At 71.8% G+C, this 16,728-nt stretch carries 16 protein-coding genes and 1 pseudogene; 10 read left to right on the forward strand and 7 right to left on the reverse strand.

The window, feature by feature from the left end; genetic code table 11:
- A pseudogene (locus tag ACVMLK_RS10115) lies at nucleotides 1–252 on the reverse strand (L,D-transpeptidase family protein); the annotation flags it as partial.
- Between the two features lie 150 nt (nucleotides 253–402).
- Between ACVMLK_RS10115 and ACVMLK_RS10120 the strand changes: the two are divergent.
- A complete protein-coding gene (locus ACVMLK_RS10120) occupies nucleotides 403–1,728 on the forward strand; it encodes an aspartate aminotransferase family protein (protein ID WP_457486322.1) in 1,326 nt (441 codons plus the stop codon).
- Between the two features lie 12 nt (nucleotides 1,729–1,740).
- On the opposite strand, the gene ACVMLK_RS10125 is transcribed toward ACVMLK_RS10120, so the two are convergent.
- Genes ACVMLK_RS10125 through ACVMLK_RS10135 form a run of 3 tightly spaced genes read right to left on the reverse strand, consistent with a single transcriptional unit; the run spans nucleotide 1,741 to nucleotide 3,468 of the window.
- On the reverse strand, nucleotides 1,741–2,214 hold the full coding sequence (locus ACVMLK_RS10125) for a GNAT family N-acetyltransferase (RefSeq protein WP_457486323.1): 474 nt from the start codon (nucleotides 2,212–2,214) through the stop codon (nucleotides 1,741–1,743).
- 17 nt (nucleotides 2,215–2,231) lie between these two features.
- The gene (locus tag ACVMLK_RS10130) at nucleotides 2,232–2,777 is read right to left on the reverse strand and encodes a glutathione peroxidase (RefSeq protein WP_457486324.1); all 546 of its coding nucleotides are present in this window, start codon (nucleotides 2,775–2,777) and stop codon (nucleotides 2,232–2,234) included.
- Entirely contained in the window at nucleotides 2,770–3,468 is a 699-nt protein-coding gene (locus ACVMLK_RS10135) for a sulfite oxidase-like oxidoreductase (RefSeq protein WP_457486325.1), read from the reverse strand. The genes ACVMLK_RS10130 and ACVMLK_RS10135 overlap by 8 nt, the downstream gene beginning before the upstream one ends.
- A gap of 107 nt (nucleotides 3,469–3,575) precedes the next feature.
- Here ACVMLK_RS10135 and ggt point away from each other — a divergent pair, with 107 nt between their 5' ends.
- Entirely contained in the window at nucleotides 3,576–5,285 is a 1,710-nt protein-coding gene (gene ggt / locus ACVMLK_RS10140) for a gamma-glutamyltransferase (protein ID WP_457486326.1), read from the forward strand.
- Between the two features lie 97 nt (nucleotides 5,286–5,382).
- A complete protein-coding gene (locus ACVMLK_RS10145; protein ID WP_457486327.1) occupies nucleotides 5,383–5,727 on the forward strand; it encodes an antibiotic biosynthesis monooxygenase family protein in 345 nt (114 codons plus the stop codon).
- Nucleotides 5,728–5,856: 129 nt separating this feature from the next.
- On the opposite strand, the gene ACVMLK_RS10150 is transcribed toward ACVMLK_RS10145, so the two are convergent.
- Entirely contained in the window at nucleotides 5,857–7,539 is a 1,683-nt protein-coding gene (locus tag ACVMLK_RS10150) for a thiamine pyrophosphate-dependent enzyme (RefSeq protein ID WP_457486328.1), read from the reverse strand.
- 221 nt (nucleotides 7,540–7,760) lie between these two features.
- Here ACVMLK_RS10150 and ACVMLK_RS10155 point away from each other — a divergent pair, with 221 nt between their 5' ends.
- The 3 genes from ACVMLK_RS10155 (at nucleotide 7,761) to ACVMLK_RS10165 (ending at nucleotide 9,587) form a co-directional block, all read left to right on the forward strand.
- Nucleotides 7,761–8,015 carry an Lrp/AsnC ligand binding domain-containing protein gene (locus ACVMLK_RS10155; RefSeq protein WP_198367323.1) on the forward strand — a complete coding sequence of 85 codons (255 nt, stop codon included), beginning with the start codon at nucleotides 7,761–7,763 and terminating at the stop codon, nucleotides 8,013–8,015.
- A gap of 116 nt (nucleotides 8,016–8,131) precedes the next feature.
- Nucleotides 8,132–9,202 (forward strand): amino acid ABC transporter substrate-binding protein, encoded by a 1,071-nt coding sequence (locus ACVMLK_RS10160; protein WP_198367324.1) that lies wholly within the window; start codon nucleotides 8,132–8,134, stop codon nucleotides 9,200–9,202.
- A gap of 103 nt (nucleotides 9,203–9,305) precedes the next feature.
- Entirely contained in the window at nucleotides 9,306–9,587 is a 282-nt protein-coding gene (locus tag ACVMLK_RS10165; RefSeq protein ID WP_457486329.1) for a hypothetical protein, read from the forward strand.
- A 79-nt stretch (nucleotides 9,588–9,666) separates the two neighbouring features.
- Here the strand turns inward: ACVMLK_RS10165 and ACVMLK_RS10170 are convergent, their stop codons facing one another.
- A complete protein-coding gene (locus ACVMLK_RS10170; protein ID WP_198367326.1) occupies nucleotides 9,667–10,389 on the reverse strand; it encodes a GntR family transcriptional regulator in 723 nt (240 codons plus the stop codon).
- A gap of 122 nt (nucleotides 10,390–10,511) precedes the next feature.
- Between ACVMLK_RS10170 and ACVMLK_RS10175 the strand changes: the two genes are divergently transcribed.
- Nucleotides 10,512–11,711: a CaiB/BaiF CoA transferase family protein gene (locus tag ACVMLK_RS10175; protein WP_198367327.1), complete on the forward strand. Its 1,200-nt coding sequence runs from the start codon at nucleotides 10,512–10,514 to the stop codon at nucleotides 11,709–11,711.
- Nucleotides 11,712–11,782: 71 nt separating this feature from the next.
- Here the strand turns inward: ACVMLK_RS10175 and ACVMLK_RS10180 are convergent, their stop codons facing one another.
- Nucleotides 11,783–12,250 carry a DUF3597 domain-containing protein gene (locus tag ACVMLK_RS10180; protein WP_457486330.1) on the reverse strand — a complete coding sequence of 156 codons (468 nt, stop codon included), beginning with the start codon at nucleotides 12,248–12,250 and terminating at the stop codon, nucleotides 11,783–11,785.
- Nucleotides 12,251–12,485: 235 nt separating this feature from the next.
- Between ACVMLK_RS10180 and ACVMLK_RS10185 the strand changes: the two genes are divergently transcribed.
- The 3 genes from ACVMLK_RS10185 to ACVMLK_RS10195 all read left to right on the forward strand — a co-directional run bounded on the left by ACVMLK_RS10185 (nucleotide 12,486) and on the right by ACVMLK_RS10195 (nucleotide 16,634).
- Entirely contained in the window at nucleotides 12,486–13,697 is a 1,212-nt protein-coding gene (locus tag ACVMLK_RS10185) for an NADP-dependent isocitrate dehydrogenase (protein ID WP_198367329.1), read from the forward strand.
- Nucleotides 13,698–13,814: 117 nt separating this feature from the next.
- The gene (locus ACVMLK_RS10190) at nucleotides 13,815–14,519 is read left to right on the forward strand and encodes a DUF599 domain-containing protein (protein WP_198367330.1); all 705 of its coding nucleotides are present in this window, start codon (nucleotides 13,815–13,817) and stop codon (nucleotides 14,517–14,519) included.
- Nucleotides 14,520–14,840: 321 nt separating this feature from the next.
- Nucleotides 14,841–16,634: an ABC transporter ATP-binding protein gene (locus ACVMLK_RS10195; protein WP_457486331.1), complete on the forward strand. Its 1,794-nt coding sequence runs from the start codon at nucleotides 14,841–14,843 to the stop codon at nucleotides 16,632–16,634.
- Nucleotides 16,635–16,728 lie beyond the last annotated feature (94 nt).

Genomic DNA, 16,728 nt, shown 5'->3' on the forward strand with positions numbered 1-16,728 from the left:
CGCCAGCACGGCCTGCGCCGCGGCCCGCAGCGCGGCGGCATGACCCGACGGATCGGCCGCCGCGCGGCTGTCGGGCGGGATGGCGTAGTGACCCGGCGAGAGCCCGTCCTGGTCCACCGCCCGCAGCCGCGCCGCCAGGCGCAGCCACGCCGCGCTATCGGCCGGCCAGGTCTGCGGCGGTGCCGCCCGGCCGGGCCGCGCGCCCGGCACGGCCGCCGCCGGCAGCAGGGCAAGGAGATCTCTGCGGCGCATCCACGCCTCCTTACAGTTCATGGCACTTCACCGCCAGCCTTGATAGTCCGTTGTTACGCAAGGATAGACATGGCATGGCCAGGCCCAGGCTTGACCCGGGGCGGGACCCGCCGCAGCCTGACCGGCAGCGTCGCCAAGGAAGCCCTTACCATGCCCGCAGGCCCCTCCGCGCCTCTGCGCAACAGCGATCTCCCGGCCCTGCTGGCCGAGGCACGGGACGCCTATGCGCAGGCGAGACCCGCCTCCGCCGCCCTGCACGAGACGGCGCGCCAGAGCCTGGCCGGCGGCAATACCCGCAGCGTCCTGTTCTACACCCCCTTCCCCACGGCCATGGCGCGGGGCGCGGGGTGCCGGCTCTGGGATGTGGACGGGCATGAGTACATCGACTTCTGCGGGGAGTATTCCGCGGGGCTGTTCGGCCATTCCGAGCCGCGCATCCAGGCCGCGCTGCGCGCCGCGATGGAGAGGGGGATGAACCTCGCCGCGGTCGGCGCCGATGAGGGCCGGCTGGCGGCGCTGATCCAGGCGCGCTTCCCCTCGATCGAGCGCGTGCGCTTCACCAACAGCGGCACGGAGGCCAATATCATGGCCCTCACCGCCGCGCGGAACTTCACGGGGCGCCCCGGCATCCTGGCCTTCCGCGGCGGCTACCACGGGGGGGTCCTGCTGTTCACGCCGGGGGCCGAGGCGGTGACCCTGCCGCTGCCCTTCACCCTGGCCGACTACAATGACGGGCCGGGTGCCGCCGCGCTGATCCGCCGCCATGCCGACAGCATCGGCGCCGTCATCGTCGAGCCGATGATGGGCGCGGGCGGCTGCATCCCGGCCAGCGCCGAGTTCCTGCAGGCGCTGCGCGAGGCCGCCTCCGAGACCGGCGCCGTGCTGATCCTCGACGAGGTGATGTGCAGCCGCCATTCCGAGGGCGGGCTGCAGGCCCGGCTGGGCATCACGCCGGACATGACGACGCTCGGCAAGTACATGGCCGGCGGCATGAGTTTCGGCGGCTTCGGCGGCCGGGCCGACATCATGGCGCAGTTCGACGGCCACCGCCCGGGCAGCCTGCCGCATGCCGGCACCTTCAACAACAACGTCTTCTCCATGGCCGCCGGGGTCGTGGCGCTGGGCGAGGTCTTCGGCGCCAGCGAGGCCGCCGCGCTCTATGACCGTGGCGAGGCGCTGCGCGCGGCGCTGAACGAGGCGGCCGAGGGCAGCGGGCTGCACTTCACCGGCGCGGGCAGCATGATGGCGCCGCATTTCCGCCCCGGCCCGCTTCTCCGCCCCTATGCATCCACGGCCGAGGAGGAGCAGCTGCGCGAGCTGTTCTTCCTCGACCTGATGGCGGAGGGCCTCTACCTGGCGCGGCGCGGCATGATCGCCCTGAGCCTGCCGATCGGCGAGGCCGAGTGCGACTGGCTGGCGGCGGCGGTGCGGCGCTTCTGCACCGAACGCGCGGCGGTGCTGCCCGGATTGCGCTGAGCCGGCGCCGCCTCACCCGGCCAGCGGGCGTTCCATGAGGCAGGCCTCCGCGTCATAGCTCCGCAGCTTGGCGGCGAGGCGCGGCTCCCGCACCACCGAGAAGCCCTGCCGGCGCCAGAAGGGCACCGAGCCGTTCACCGCGACCAGGGACATCCCCGGCAGGCCGCGCGCCTGCTCCGCCAGCAGCGCCACCAGCCGGCCGGCGGCGCCGCCGCCGCGCGCGCCGGGCAGCAGGGCGAGGTCGTGGATGTAGTAGGTGTCGGGCCGCGCGGGGAGGGCGCGGAGCAGGCTGTTCAGCGCCGGCGGCTCGCCCCGCCGCCAGGGATGCGTGATGGCGTAGCCCAGCGCCCCGCCCTCCCCCACCAGCACGCGGCAGCCCTCCGGATACAACGCGAGGCGCTCGGCGAAGACCGTCTCGTCCTCCGGGAAGTCCGGATGCACCACGGCGGCGATGCGCTCCGCCGCCGGCAGGTCCACGGGCCGCATCGGCCGCCATTCCGCCATCACGCCAGCGCCGCCTCGATCGCCTGGCGGAAGGAGGGCGCGTCCGGCCCGGTGGCGCTCGGGAAGGCCTGCAGCAGGCGCCCGTCCTTCGCCACCAGGTACTTGAAGAAGTTCCAGCGCGGTGCCGTGCTGCGGGCCGCCGCCCAGGCGAAGAAGGGATGGGCTTCCGGCCCCTTCACGTGGCAGGGCGCCGCCATCGGGAAGTCGACCCCCCAGGTGGCCTCGCAGAAGGCCTTGATCGCCGTGCTGTCGGCATTCTCCTGGTTGAAGTCGTTGGACGGCACGGCCAGCAGGAACAGGCCGCGCGGACCGTAGCGTTCGTGGATCCGCTGCAGCCCCGCGAACTGGCTGGCGAAGCCGCAGAAGCTCGCGGTGTTGATCACCAGCAGGGGCCGGCCGCGCTGCGCGCCCAGGTCGATCTCGCCCCCCTCGATGGCGGGGAAGCGGAAATCGTGTCCCCGCGCCGCCGCGGGATCGGGCGCGGCGGGGGCCGCCGCCAGCAGCAGGGGTGCGCCGAGCAGGGCGCGGCGGGTCGGGTCAGCCATAGCGTTCCTCCAGCCAGGGGTCGCCCCGGTCGTGATAGCCGCGCACCTCCCAGAAGCCCGGCTGGTTCCGGTTGGTGAAGGTGATGCGGCGCACCCATTTGGCGCTTTTCCAGAGATAGAGATGCGGCACCACGATGCGCAGGGGTCCGCCGTGCTGCCGCGTCAGCGGCCGGCCCTCCCAGCTGTGCGCCAGCAGGTTCTCCGGGCGGGCGAAGTCGTCCAGGCGGAGGTTGGTGGTGTAGCCGTCATGCGCCTCGAAGCTGACGAAGGCGGCGCCCGGCTTCAGCCTCACCAGGTCGAGCAGGGCCGGAGCCGGCACGCCGCTCCAGCGGTTGTCGTAGCGCGACCATTGCGTGACGCAGTGGATGTCATTGACCCGCTCCTCCTGCGGCAGTTCCTGCAGCCAGGCCCAGTCCAGCGTCACCGGGCGCTCGACCAGCCCCTCCACCTTCAGCCGGAAGGCCTCCCGCGTCACCGCGGGCTGCAGGCCGAGATCGAGCACCGGGAAGTCCGCGACCCGCCGCTGGCCCGGCGGCAGGCGCGGGCGCGGCCCCTCCCCTGCCGGGATCTGCCCTGGGGCCTGCCCTGGGGCCTGCCCGGTCAGCAGCCGGCCCTCGCGCGCCCAGCGCTGCTTGCTCTCCACCAGTTTGCGCCGGATGCCCTCCGGCAGCGCCTCATCCTCCGGGGCCATCGCCCTTCCCTTCCGCCATGCCGCGACGAGAGGTCACATCACCGGGGGCGGGATGCAAGACCGCCCCGGCGCGGACTATCCTGCCGCCCCCGGCAGGAAGAATGGCGATGCGGCGACATCTCGGAAGTCTCGGCCTCATGGCGCTGCTGCTGGCGCCCGCCGCCGCCGCGCAGGAGGCCCCGCGCCCGCCGGCGCGGGCCGAGCGCCAGATGGTCGCCGCCGCGCATCCGCTGGCGGCGGAGGCCGGGCTCGCCATGCTGCGGCAGGGCGGCGGCGCGGTGGATGCCGCCGTGGCCGTGCAGGCGGTGCTGACGCTGGTGGAACCGCAATCCTCCGGCATCGGCGGTGGCGCGCTGCTGCTGCACTGGCGGGCCGAGGGCAGCCTCCTCACCGCCTGGGACGGGCGCGAGACGGCGCCGGCCGCCGCCACGCCCGCCCTGTTCCTGCGCCCCGACGGCACGCCGCTCAGCTTCTACGAGGCCGTGCTGTCCGGCCGCAGCGTGGGCGCACCCGGCGTCATGCCGATGCTGGAGGCCGCCCACCAGGCGCAGGGCCGGCTGCCCTGGGCCACGCTCTTCGCGCCGGCGATCCGGCTCGCCGAGGAGGGCTTCCCGGTCTCGCCGCGCCTCGCCGCGCTGATCGGGGAGGACGCGGAGAGGCTGCGGCGCGACCCCGGTGCGCGGGCCTACTTCTTCGCCGCCGACGGCACGCCCTGGCCGGCCGGCCATGTCCTGCGCAACCCGGCGCTGGCCCGCACGCTGCGCGCCCTGGCGGAGCAGGGCGCCGCCGCCCTGCAACGCGGCCCCATCGCCGAGGCCATCGTCGCCGGCATCGCCCGGCATGGCGATGCAGGGAACGGCATGACCCTGTCCGACCTCGCGGCCTATGTCCCGAAGCCGCGCGAGCCGCTCTGCCGGCCCTACCGCCGCTGGCGCGTCTGCGGCTTCCCGCCGCCCTCCTCCGGCGGCGTCGCCGTGGCGCAGATCCTCGGCCTCCTGGAGCATCTGCCCATGGCGCGGCTCGATCCGCGCGGGGCCGACGCGGCGCATCTTCTGGCCGAGGCCAGCCGCCTCGCCTTCGCCGACCGCAACCTCTACCTGGCCGATGCCGACTTCACCCCCGTGCCGGTGCGCGGCCTGACGGAGGACGGCTACCTCACCCTGCGCGCCCAGCTGATCGACCGCGACCGCGCGCATCCCGCGCCCCGCCCGGGCCTGCCGCGCTGGCGGGAGGGGCGGCTGGCGCCGCAGCCGACGCAGCCGGAGTTCGGCACCAGCCAGGTGTCCATCGTCGATGCCGCCGGCAATGCCGTGTCGATGACCACCACCGTCGAGGATGCCTTCGGCGCGCGGCTGCTGGTCGAGGGCTTCTTCCTCAACAACGAGCTGACCGACTTCTCCTTCCGTCCGGAGATCGACGGCCGGCCGGTGGCCAACCGGGTCGAGGGCGGCAAGCGGCCGCGCTCCTCCATGGCGCCGAGCCTGGTCTTCGACCGGGACGGCAGGCTGGTGGCGGTGCTGGGCTCCCCGGGCGGGGCGCGCATCATCGGCTATGTCGCGCAAACGCTGCTCGGCCTGCTGGACTGGGGGCTGGACCCGCAGGCGGCGGTCTCCCTGCCCCGCATCGGCAGCCTCGGCGCCACGGTCGAGCTGGAGCAGGGCAGCGCGGCGGCCGCCCTGGCGCCGGCGCTGGAGGCGCGCGGGCACAAGGTGGATGTGCGGCCCATGACCTCGGGGCTGCAGGCCATCACGGTCACGCCGGGGGGATTGCTGGGCGGGGCCGATCCGCGGCGGGAGGGGGTGGCGATCGGTGACTGAGCCGTCGCCGCCGCTTCGCTCCGGAGGGGTGGCGCTTCATGAAAACCGGCCCCGGCCTCCGACGGCCAAGGGGCCTCCATCCGACAGGAGGCTCAGCGTGATCGCGGTGCTCTTCGAGGTCCGCCCGGCCGAGGGCCATCAGGACCGCTATCTCGAGATCGCGGCCCGGCTCAGGGCCGAGCTGGATACCATCGACGGCTTCATCTCGGTCGAGCGGTTCCGCAGCCTGAGCGATCCGGGCAAGCTCCTGTCGCTGTCCTTCTTCCGGGACGAGGCGGCGGTGCGTGCGTGGCGCAACCTGCCCTCGCATCGCGCCGCGCAGGCGGTGGGGCGTGGCGGGGTCTTCGCCGGATACCGGCTGCGGGTGGCCGCCGTGATCCGCGACTACGGGCTGGAGGAGCGCGACGAGGCTCCGGCCGACAGCCGAGCGCGCCACGGCTAGAGCGGATCCCGATCAGGTGGAAGCACCTGATCGGGTGAAGATGCTCGTCAAAGCGAATGGCTGGAGCGTTTGCCGTGAGCCAGGGCGAACGGAAAGCGTTCTAGCGGGCGCTCCCGGCCATGGCCTCGCTCAGTGCTTGCCGCCGCCCTGCCGCCGCAGCTCCTCGATGGTGGCGCGGTTCGTGACCTGCTCGGGGTTCATCCGGATCTCGATCACCGCCGGCTTGCCGCTGGCCACGGCGCGCTGGAAGGCCGGCACCAGCTCGCCATCCTTCTCCACCACCGCGCCATGGCCGCCGAAGGCCTCGATGAACTTGGTGAAGTCCGGGTTGGTCAGCTTCGTGCCGGAGACGCGGCCGGGATAGGCACGCTCCTGGTACATGCGGATGGTGCCGTACATGCCGTTGTTGAACACCAGGATGACCGGCGCCACGCCATCCTGGAAGGCGGTCGCGATCTCCTGCCCGGTCATCAGGAAGCCGCCATCGCCGACCAGCCCGATGACCGTGCGCTCCGGGAAGGTGATCTTGGCGCCGATCGCCGCCGGCACGGCATAGCCCATGGCGCCGTTGGTCGGGCCCAGGAACTCCTGCTCCGCCGTCATGTGCATGAAGCGGTTCGGCCAGGTGGCGAAATTGCCGGCATCGCAGGTGAAGATCGTGTCGGCCGGCAGGATCTTCTCCAGCGCCTGCAGCTCGCGCGCCAGGTTCAGCGGCCCGGCATAGTCCGGCGCCTCCGCCTGCTTCACGCGGGCGGCGTGCACCTCCCGCGTCCAGGCCGACCATTTCGCCGCGCCCTCCGGCGCCGGCAGCTTCGCCAGGGCCTCTGCGAAGGCGTTGATCTCGGCGGTGATGCCGAGCGCCGGGCGGTAGACGCGGCCGATCTCGGCCTGGTCGGGATGGATATGGACGATCTTCTGGCCCGACTGCCCCGCCATGTCGAACAGGGTATAGCCCTGGCTGACCGGCTCGCCGATCCGGGTGCCGATGGCCAGGATCAGGTCGGCCTGCTTCGCGCGGGCCACCAGCCCGGCATCGGCGCCGACGCCGAGGTCGCCGGCGAAGTTCGGCAGGGTGCAGTCATAGAGGCTCTGGCGGCGGAAGGCGACGGCGACCGGCAGGTCGCGCGCCACGCAGAACGCGCGGATGATGCGCCGCGTCTCCGCGCTCCAGCGCGAGCCGCCCAGCACCACCAGCGGCCGCTCCGCGGCGTCGAGCAGGGCCAGCATCTTCTCCAGCGCCGCCGGCGAGGGCGAGGCCGGCGCCACCTCGGCCGGGCCGATATCTGGCACGGCCACGCGGGCCTTCTGCATCTCCTCGGAGATGGCGATCACCACCGGGCCGGGGCGGCCGGAGGTGGCGACGTCGAAGGCATGCGCCATCAGCTCGGGGATGCGCGCGGCGTCGTCGATCTGCGTCACCCATTTGGCGACGGAGCCGAACATGCGGCGGTAGTCCACCTCCTGGAAGGTCTCGCGATCGGTCTCGGCGAAGGGGATCTGGCCGACGATCAGGATCAGCGGCGTGCTGTCCTGGTAGGCGACATGCACGCCGATGGCGGCATGGCAGGCGCCGGGGCCGCGCGTGACCAGCGCCACGCCGGGGCGGCCGGTCAGCTTGCCATGGGCCTCCGCCATGTTCACCGCGCCCGCCTCGAAGCGGCAGGTGGTCAGCGCGATCCGGTCGCTGTTGGCATAGAGCCCGTCCAGCAGGTCGAGATAGGACTCGCCCGGCACGCAGAAGGCCTGCGTCACGCCCTGGGCCACCAAGGCATCGGCCAGAAGCTGGCCGCCCGTGCGTGTCGTTGTGCTCATCCCGTCCATCCCGGCCCGTTCCTCGTTGCAGTCATCACACAAGTGGCGGCAGGCTAGCCGAGGCGCCGTGCCGCGGCTACCCGCGCCAGACGGGAATTCAAATCCGCCGGAATTCAGGCCCGCCGGGAATCGGGACACGGGATCCCGCCGCCCCCTTCCCCCGGGGCCGGGGCCACGTCATGGTGCCGGCCGAGCAACCGGGCACCAGCGGGAGGCCAGCCATGCGCGCCATATTCGTCATGATCAAGTGCGAGATGGGCCGCGCCTACGAGGTGGCGCGGGAGATGGCCGACACCATCGAGGAACTCTCCGAGATGCATTCCATCTCGGGGCAATACGATTTGCTCGGCAAGTTCTACCTGGAGGGCGACCGCGACATCGGGCTCTTCGTGGTCGAGCGGGTGCAGACCGTGGCCGGGGTGAAGGACACCTATACGCTGCAGACCTTCAACGCCTTCTCCGGCGCGCGCGGCTAGCTCCGCGGCGGACAGCGCCTGGCGTGCGGTGTCACGCGGCGCGCTTCTGCTCTAGCCTGCCCTCCCCCGCCGGCCCGTCCCGGCCGGCCAGGACAGCCATGAGGCGCGACCCAAGCATGACCCTCACGACCCCGACGCGGCGTCCCGCCGTCTCCCTCCGCCGCGCGCTGCGATGCGGCGCGGCCCTGCTCGCCGGCCTGCTCGGCACCGGCACGGCCCTGGCCCAGCCCGCGCCCCCCAGCGGCTCCGCCACCCTCGACGCCATCCGCGCGCGGGGCAGCGTCATCTGCGCCATGCAGAACGACAACCCGCCCTTCTCGCTGCCCGACAGCCAGGGCGTCTGGCGCGGCATGGACGTCGATTCCTGCCGCGCCCTGGCCGCCGCCGCGCTGGGCGACGCGAGCAAGGTCACCATCCGCCCGGTCACCGGACTGACGCGCTTCCCCTCCCTGCAGAGCGGCGAGGTCGATGTGCTGTTCGGCAGCACCACCTGGGTGACGACGCGGGAGAGCGCGCTCGGCCTCAGCTTCGCCGCGCCGAACTATTTCAGCGGCCAGGGCTTCGTCGTGAAGACCGCGCTGGGCGTCACCAAGGTGGCGGAGCTGGACGGGGCCAGCATCTGCGTGCCGCCGGGCTCGACCACGGAGCTGATCCTGCAGGACTATTTCCGTCGCATCGGGGCGAAGTTCACGCCGGTCATCATCGACGATCCGAACCAGATCCAGTCCGCCTTCCTCAGCGGCCGCTGCGATGCCTTCACGCGCGACGTCACCGGCCTGTCGGGCTTCCGCCACAGGCGGGAGAAGCCGGAGGAACTGCTGGTGCTGCCGGAGGTGATCTCGATGGAGCCGCTCGGCGCCTTCGTCCGCAAGGGCGACGACCGCTGGTTCGACATCGTGCGCTGGACCCAGCTGGCGCTGATCGCCGCCGAGCAGCTGGAGGTCACGGCGGAGAAGGTGGACAGCCTGGCCACGTCCTCCTCCCCGGATATCCGCCGCCTGCTCGGCACCGATGGCGAGGTCGGTCCCTCCCTCGGCCTGGACCGGCGCTGGGCCGCCCTGGCCATCAAGGCTGTCGGCAACTACGGCGAGATGTGGACCCGCAACATCGAGCCCATGGGCCTGCCGCGCGGGATGAACCGTCTCTGGAACGACGGCGGCCTGCAATACGCCCCGCCCCTGCGCTGAGCCGTGCCCGGGCGGGGGACGGCTGCCCTCATGCGGCCGGATTCCCGCCATGGCGCCGCCTTGCCCGGGGCCCAGCCTCCCCGCATCGGAGGAGGTTCCCCCCATGCGCCGCATGCTTCCCGCTCTCGCCCTCGCCGCCGGCCTGATCCTCGGCGGCTGCCAGAACCCCGACGGCTCGACCGACTGGGGCAGCACGCTGGCGCTTGGCGCCGGCGCGGGGCTGGCGACCGCGCTGATCGCGGGCTCGCTGAGCGATGATGACGACCGCCACTATCGCCGCCGCTCCCACCGCCGCGACTACGGCTACGGCTATGGGCGCGGCTCACCCTACCGGGGCGGCTATTACGGCCCGCCCCGCCGCCACGGCTACGGCCCGCGCTGGTAGCGGGTCCGGCCGTCGGCGGCGTGGCCCGGTACCCCCGTCCGGTGCCACGCCGCGCGGCATCCCTCTCCGGCGTCAGGCCTCAGGCCGGCTGCTGCCGCCGGCGCGGGGCGGTGGCCGGCGCCGCGCCGTTGTCCAGCGGCAGGGCCAGGAAGCGCTGCTTGCCGCCGCGGATATGCGCCTCGCCGGCGGCGCGGGCGGCCTGGGCGTCGCCGGCCAGCAGCCCGCGCAGGATGGCCATGTGCTCGCCGTTGGATTCGCGCATCCGCTCCGGCGCCACCAGCCCCTTGCGGCGGATCAGCGTCAGCTCCTTGCCCAGGTCGCCGTAGAACCGCACCGCGCGCTGGCTTCCGCCCATGCTCATCAGCGTATTGTGGAAGGTGATGTTGAGCGCGAAGTACTGCGCCGCGGCATCGGCCTCGGCGGCGACATCCATCTCCCGGACCAGGCGGGACAGCTCCTCCAGCTCCTCCTTCGTGGCGCGGCCGGCGAGGCGTTCGCAGGCATAGCCGATCAGGGCCGCGCGGAGGTCGAAGACGTCCAGCGCCTCCTCGACGCTCAGCTGGCGCACGAAGGAACCCTGGTTCACCACGGTGACGACCAGCCCGCTGCGGTCCAGCCCGCGCACCGCCTCGCGCACCGGGCCGCGGCTGACGCCGAGGCGGGCGGCCAGGGCCTGCTCGTTGAGGCGGCTGCCCGGCGGCAACTCGCCACTCAGGATCATGCGCTCCAACTCGCCCGCGACCAGCGAGGCCAGGGATTGCGTGCGCACGATGTGCAGGGGGGAAGCGGAGATCTCGGCCATGCCACAGGATGCCCGGTCCGCCGCCGTCGTGTCTACTGTCAGCAGAACGGGCAGGAGTTCTGTTGACAGTTTTCATTTCCGGCGCGATCCTCCGGCGTCGCAAGGCTAGGAGAACCGACACGATGCCGTCAGCCGCCCCCAAAGCCTCGGAAGCCTTGGCGCGCTTCACCGTGCTGGACCTGACCCGGGTCCGCTCCGGTCCGACCTGCGTGCGCCAGCTGGCCGACTGGGGCGCCAATGTCATCAAGGTCGAGATGCCGGAAGGCCTCGATGCCGGCGACCCGATGGGCGGCCCCCGGCTCGGCCCCGACTTCCAGAACCTGCACCGCAACAAGCGCGCCATCACGCTGAACCTCAAGGACCCCGACGGCGTCGCCCTGTTCAAGCGGATGGTCGAGAAGGCCGATGTGGTGGTGGAGAATTTCCGCCCGGATGTGAAGCAGCGCCTCGGCATCGACTACGAGGCCCTGTCCGCCGTCAATCCCCGCATCATCCTCGCCTCGATCTCCGGCTTCGGCCAGGATGGCCCCTATGCGAAGCGGCCGGGCTTCGACCAGATCGCCCAGGGCATGGGCGGGCTGATGTCGATCACCGGCCTGCCCGGCCAGGGGCCGGTGCGCGTCGGCATCCCGATCGCCGACCTGTGCTCCGGCCTCTTCGCCGCCCAGGGCATCATGGTGGCGCTGCTGGAGCGGGAAGTCAGCGGCAAGGGCCAGTGGGTGCAGACCTCCCTGCTGGAGGCGCAGATCTTCATGCTGGACTTCCAGGCGTCGCGCTGGCTGCAGGCGCGGGAGGTGCCGAAGCAGGCCGGCAACAACCACCCGACCAGCATCCCGACCGGCGTGTTCAAGACGCGGGACGGGCACATGAACATCGCCGCCTCCGGGCAGCGTATCTGGGAGCGGCTCTGCCAGGTCCTCGGCAAGCCGGAATGGACCACCGATCCGCGCTTCTCCAACGGGCAGGCGCGCAGCGACAACCGGGACGCGCTGAACGCCGAGATCGAGGCGGTCACCCTCACGGACGACATGGCGGCCTGGGTGGAGAAGATGAACGCCGCCGGCGTGCCCTGCGGCCCGATCTACACCATCGATCAGGTCTTCGCCGACGAGCAGGTGCAGCACCTCGGCATCGCCCGCCATCTCAACGGCGGCAGCAACCAAGCGCAGGACTATGTCGGCCAGCCCTTCCGGCTGAGCCGGACGCCGAGCGAGGTCGTCAGCCACCCGCCCGCCCTGGGCGAGCACACCGACGCCGTGCTGGCGGAGATGGGCCTCTCCGCCGATGAGATCGCCGGGCTGCGGGCGCGTCAGGTGGTGTGAGACGGCCGGCGCCGGGCTTCGCATGACGTGGCCGGGGGGCACCTTGCCCCCCCGGCCGGCGACGTGGTTGCTCAGCCCTTGAGCTCTTCCGGAACCTTGCCGCCATTCTCGGCCAGCTTGGTCATGACCTGCTTGTGCAGCCAGATGTTCATGGCCGCCGAATCGCCGGTGTCGCCGCTGTAGTTGAGCTCCTTCGCCAACTCCTTGCGGTTCTCCAGGCTGCTGTCCAGGCCGAGCAGCTTCATCAGGTCGACGATCGACTCCCGCCAGTTCAGCTTCTGCGGGTTCTTCGCCGCCATGTCGCTCAGCACGGCGGAGACATCGACCGGTTGCGCCGGCGCGGCGGCCGGTGACGCCCCCGAGGTCGCACCAGGGGAGGTCGCACCAGGGGGGGTCGCACCAGGGGGCGTGCCCGCGGTGGCGCCCGGACCGGCTTCAGGCGCGGCGCCGGGGGCCGGCGTGGCCCCTGCCTCGGGCGTCGCCGCCTCGGCCGTCTTGTGCCCGAAAATCCTGGACATGATGGAACTGAAGACGCTCATGGCTAGGCCCCTCCTGAAGGCTTTCCTGCCGGACCGCTGCGGCCCGCATTCACCGCCCGGCTAACGCCTGGGGAGTGGCGTAAGTTTTTCCTGCCTTCCCGCTGGCCCGCCGGATGACCTGTGCCCCCGCCCTTGCCCAGCCCTGCCCCGGATGCGATTGTCCGGCCGACCCAGCCGCCGGGCGGGCCCAGCGGGCCTCCGGCTGCTACCGCAAGGCGTCCAGACGAGGATCAGCATGGCCAAGATCAAGGTGAAGAATCCCGTCGTCGAGCTCGACGGCGATGAGATGACCCGCATCATCTGGGGGTTCATCAAGGACAAGCTGATCACCCCCTATCTCGATATCGACCTGAAGTACTACGACCTCGGCATCGAGTACCGTGACCAGACGGACGACCAGGTGACGGTCGACGCCGCCAACGCCATCAAGCAGTACGGCGTCGGCGTGAAGTGCGCGACCATCACCCCGGACGAGGCCCGGGTGAAGGAGTTCGGCCTGAAGAAGATGTGGAAGTCCCCGAACGGGACCATCCGCAACATCCTCGACGGCACCATCTTCCGCGAGCCGATCATCTGCCAGAACGTGCCCCGCCTGGTGCCGCACTGGTCGAAGCCGATCGTCGTCGGCCGCCACGCCTATGGCGACATCTACCGCTCGGTCGAGATGAAGGTGCCGGGCGCCGGCAAGCTCAGCATGACCTTCACGCCCGAGGGCGGCGCGCCGCAGGAGATCGGCGACTTCGTCTTCAAGGGCCCGGGCGTGGGCATGATGATCCACAACCTCAACAAGTCTATCGAGGGCTTTGCCCGCGCCTCCTTCAATTACGGCCTGGCGCGCAACTACTCGGTCTATTTCAGCCACAAGAACACGATCCTGAAGGCCTATGACGGCACCTTCAAGGACATCTTCCGCAAGATCTACGACGAGGAGTTCAAGGCCGAGTTCGAGAAGCGCGGCATCACCTACGAGGACCGCCTGATCGACGACATGGTCGCCTCCGCTCTGAAGTGGGAAGGCGGCTATATCTGGGCCTGCAAGAACTACGACGGCGACGTCGAATCGGACATCGTGGCGCAGGGCTTCGGCTCGCTCGGCCTGATGACCTCCGTCCTGCTCTCGCCCGACGGCAACACGGTGGAGTCCGAGGCGGCGCACGGCACCGTCACGCGCCACTACCGCGAGCACCAGAAGGGCCGCGAGACCTCGACCAACCCGATCGCCTCGATCTTCGCCTGGACCCGCGGCCTCGCCTATCGCGGCAAGTTCGACGGCACGCAGGACGTGGTGGACTTCGCCAACGCGCTCGAGCAGGTCTGTGTCGAGACGGTCGAGAGCGGGCACATGACCAAGGACCTGGCGGTGCTGATCGGCAAGGGCCAGCCCTGGCTGAACACCCAGAACTTCCTGGCCAAGCTGGACGAGAACCTGAAGAAGAAGATGGGCTGAGGCGCCGGCCTCTCCCCGGACCGGGCGGGCCCCCTCCAGGAGCCCGCCTTTTTCGTGCCGGCGCGGCCATGGCGCGAATCACCGCGCAGGTCCCGGGCTTGATGCTATGCAGCGGTCATGACCCTGCCGCTCACCCCGCTCGACTGGATCGCCCTCGCCGTTTTCGTCCTCTGCTGGATGGGCTATGCCACGGTGGTGGACCGCGTGCCGGCGATCCGCGCCCGCAGCGTCATCGCCGCGATGGACGAGCACCGCCGGATCTGGATGCGCGCCGCCATCACGCGCGAGAACCGCATCAGCGACATCAGCATCATCGGCAACCTGATGTCCTCGACCTCCTTCCTAGCCAATACCAGCATCTTCATCCTGGGCGCGCTGGTGGCGATGCTGGGCACGCCGGACCTCGGCCGGCGCATCTTCAGCGCCGTGCCCTTCGCCGCCGTGCCGCCGGAGGACAGCGCCTGGGAGATCCGCGTCTTCCTCCTGATCTTCATCTTCGTCCGCGCCTTCTTCGAGCTGACCTGGGCGCTGCGGCAGTTCAACTACACCAGCATCTGCGTCGGCGGCCTGGGCGGCACGCCCGACAGCGTGCCGCAGGCGCTGGTGGCCGCGGAGGTCGCCAACCGCGCCGCGCGCCACTTCAACACCGGGCTGCGCGCCTATTACTTCGGCCTCGCCGCCCTCGCCTGGATCCTGCATCCGGCGGCGCTGATCCTGAGCAGCCTGCTGGTGCTGCGCGAGTTGCACCGCCGGGAGTTCCGCTCGGTGGTGCGCGAGGCCCTGGCGCTGCGCGATCCGCCGCCGGACAGGCACGCGGCCTGAGGCGGGACGCTCGCGCAGCCGTGTGCCGCGGCCGGCTTGCCGCCCCGCCCGCCCTTCGCATAGGTTAATCTATCGCAATCTTCCCGGCAGGAGGGCCGCCATGACAGATCCGCGTCGTCAGCAGGCGCCCCTCTCGCCGCAGCCGCGCTTCGCGGGGCCGCCCGGCCGCCGCCGCCGCTAACTCGCGCGCGGCCCGCCCGCCGGGCCCCTCCCCCGCCTGAACCCTTGTCCCTGAGACCGACGGCGCGGCCGCTTCAGCCTGCGGCCGCCTGCCGGCTTCCTCCGTGAAGGGCCGCCCGCATCGCCGGGCGATAAGACATCGTGACCGTTCAATCCCAGGGCGCGGGGCCGTTCCGCGCCGTCCTCACCTTCCTGGCGCGCCGGACGCTGCGCCATCCCGTCCTGCTGGCCGCCGTGCTGGCCGGCATGCTCCTGGCCACCCTGGCCGATGTGCTGGTGCCGCTCTATGCCGGTCGCCTTGTCGATGCCCTGGCACGGGCCGGCGACGCCGGGCGCGAGGCGGCGCTCGAGGAAGCGCTGCGCGCGCTCGGCATGCTCGCCCTGCTGGGGCTGGCGGTGCTGGGTGGCCGGACAGGCGCCATCCTCGCCATCATCGCGCTGTCGCTGCGTCTCATGTCGGCCGCCGGCGCCGAGGCCTTCCAGCGCGTGCAGCGCTTCTCCGCCGACTGGCACGCCAACAGCTTCGCCGGCTCGACCGTGCGCCGGATCAGCCGCGGCATGTGGGCGATCGACACGGTGAACGACACCATCCTGATCGCCCTGCTGCCCTCCGCCATCATGCTGCTGGGCGCGACGCTGCTGCTCGGCTGGCGCTGGCCTCTGATGGGGGCGCTGGTGGCGGCGGGCGGGCTGATCTACGTCGCGCAGACCCTGCTGCTCTCGCTGCGCTGGGTGGCGCCGGCCGCGCGCCTGTCCAACAGCTGGGACACGCGGCTCGGCGGCGCCATGGCCGATGCCATCGGCGCCAACGCGGTGGTCAAGGCCTTCGGCGCCGAGGCGCGGGAGGATGCGCGGCTCGGCGCGATGATCGGGAAATGGCGCCGCCGCACCGCCCGCACCTGGAACCGCAGCGCCGCCTCCGAGGGGGCGCAGATCGTCACCATGACGCTGCTGCGCACCGCCATCATCGGCGCCGCGCTCTGGCTCTGGTGGCGCGGCGAGGCCAGCGCCGGCGACCTCACCACCGTGCTGACCATGTTCTTCCTGGTGCAGGGCTATCTTCGCGATGTCGGCTACCACATCAGCAACCTGCAGCGCGGCGTGAACGAGATGGAGGAGATGGTGGCGCTGCACGCCACGCCGCTCGGTATCGAGGACGGGCCAGGCGCCACGCCGATCGCCGTGACGCGGGGCGAGATCGCGTTCGAGCGTGTCACCTTCCGCTACGGCGGCCACACCACCCCGCTCTACCGCGACCTCTCGCTCCGGATCCGCGCCGGCGAGAATGTCGGGCTGGTCGGCCCCTCCGGCTCCGGCAAGACCACGCTGGTCAAGCTCATCCAGCGGCTGCACGACGTGACGGAGGGCCGCGTCGTCATCGACGGGCAGGACGTGCGGCAGGCCACCCAGGCCTCGCTGCGGCGGCAGATCGCCATCGTGCAGCAGGAGCCGGTGCTGTTCCACCGCTCCCTGGCCGAGAACATCGCCTATGCGAGGCCCGGCGCGACGCCCGAGGAGATCCGCCGCGCCGCCGCGCTGGCCAATGCCGACGACTTCATCACCCGCCTGCCGCGCGGCTACCGCACGCTGGTGGGCGAGCGTGGCGTGAAGCTCTCCGGCGGCGAGCGGCAGCGCGTGGCCCTGGCCCGCGCCTTCCTGGCCGATGCGCCGATCCTGATCCTGGACGAGGCGACCTCGGCCCTGGACTCGGAGAGCGAGGCGGCGATCCAGGAGGCGATGGGGCGGCTGCTGAGGGGCCGCACCGCCATCGTCATCGCGCACCGCCTTTCCACCGTGCGCGCCATGGACCGCATCCTGGTCTTCGACCGCGGCGCGGTGGTGGAGGAAGGGCGGCATGAGGCGCTGGTGACACGGCCGGGCGGGCTGTACCGCCGCCTCTTCGAGCGGCAGGCGCTGGAGCTGACCGGCGGCTGACGGGCGCCGCCCCGGCCGGCCCGGATCCGACGGGGAACCGCTTTCACCCGAACGGCTTCATCCGGCCGGGCTTTGCTCTAGGCTCCGCTCACAG

The organism is Teichococcus aerofrigidensis (genome assembly GCF_054073225.1).

Coding starts and splice junctions, on each gene's coding strand:
- ACVMLK_RS10120 (WP_457486322.1), top strand. CDS start 403: ATGCCCGCAGGCCCCTCCGCGCCTCTGCGCAACAGCGATCTCCCGGCC.
- ACVMLK_RS10125 (WP_457486323.1), bottom strand. CDS start 2,214: ATGCGGCCCGTGGACCTGCCGGCGGCGGAGCGCATCGCCGCCGTGGTG.
- ACVMLK_RS10130 (WP_457486324.1), bottom strand. CDS start 2,777: ATGGCTGACCCGACCCGCCGCGCCCTGCTCGGCGCACCCCTGCTGCTG.
- ACVMLK_RS10135 (WP_457486325.1), bottom strand. CDS start 3,468: ATGGCCCCGGAGGATGAGGCGCTGCCGGAGGGCATCCGGCGCAAACTG.
- ggt (WP_457486326.1), top strand. CDS start 3,576: ATGCGGCGACATCTCGGAAGTCTCGGCCTCATGGCGCTGCTGCTGGCG.
- ACVMLK_RS10150 (WP_457486328.1), bottom strand. CDS start 7,539: ATGAGCACAACGACACGCACGGGCGGCCAGCTTCTGGCCGATGCCTTG.
- ACVMLK_RS10155 (WP_198367323.1), top strand. CDS start 7,761: ATGCGCGCCATATTCGTCATGATCAAGTGCGAGATGGGCCGCGCCTAC.
- ACVMLK_RS10160 (WP_198367324.1), top strand. CDS start 8,132: ATGACCCTCACGACCCCGACGCGGCGTCCCGCCGTCTCCCTCCGCCGC.
- ACVMLK_RS10165 (WP_457486329.1), top strand. CDS start 9,306: ATGCGCCGCATGCTTCCCGCTCTCGCCCTCGCCGCCGGCCTGATCCTC.
- ACVMLK_RS10170 (WP_198367326.1), bottom strand. CDS start 10,389: ATGGCCGAGATCTCCGCTTCCCCCCTGCACATCGTGCGCACGCAATCC.
- ACVMLK_RS10175 (WP_198367327.1), top strand. CDS start 10,512: ATGCCGTCAGCCGCCCCCAAAGCCTCGGAAGCCTTGGCGCGCTTCACC.
- ACVMLK_RS10180 (WP_457486330.1), bottom strand. CDS start 12,250: ATGAGCGTCTTCAGTTCCATCATGTCCAGGATTTTCGGGCACAAGACG.
- ACVMLK_RS10185 (WP_198367329.1), top strand. CDS start 12,486: ATGGCCAAGATCAAGGTGAAGAATCCCGTCGTCGAGCTCGACGGCGAT.
- ACVMLK_RS10190 (WP_198367330.1), top strand. CDS start 13,815: ATGACCCTGCCGCTCACCCCGCTCGACTGGATCGCCCTCGCCGTTTTC.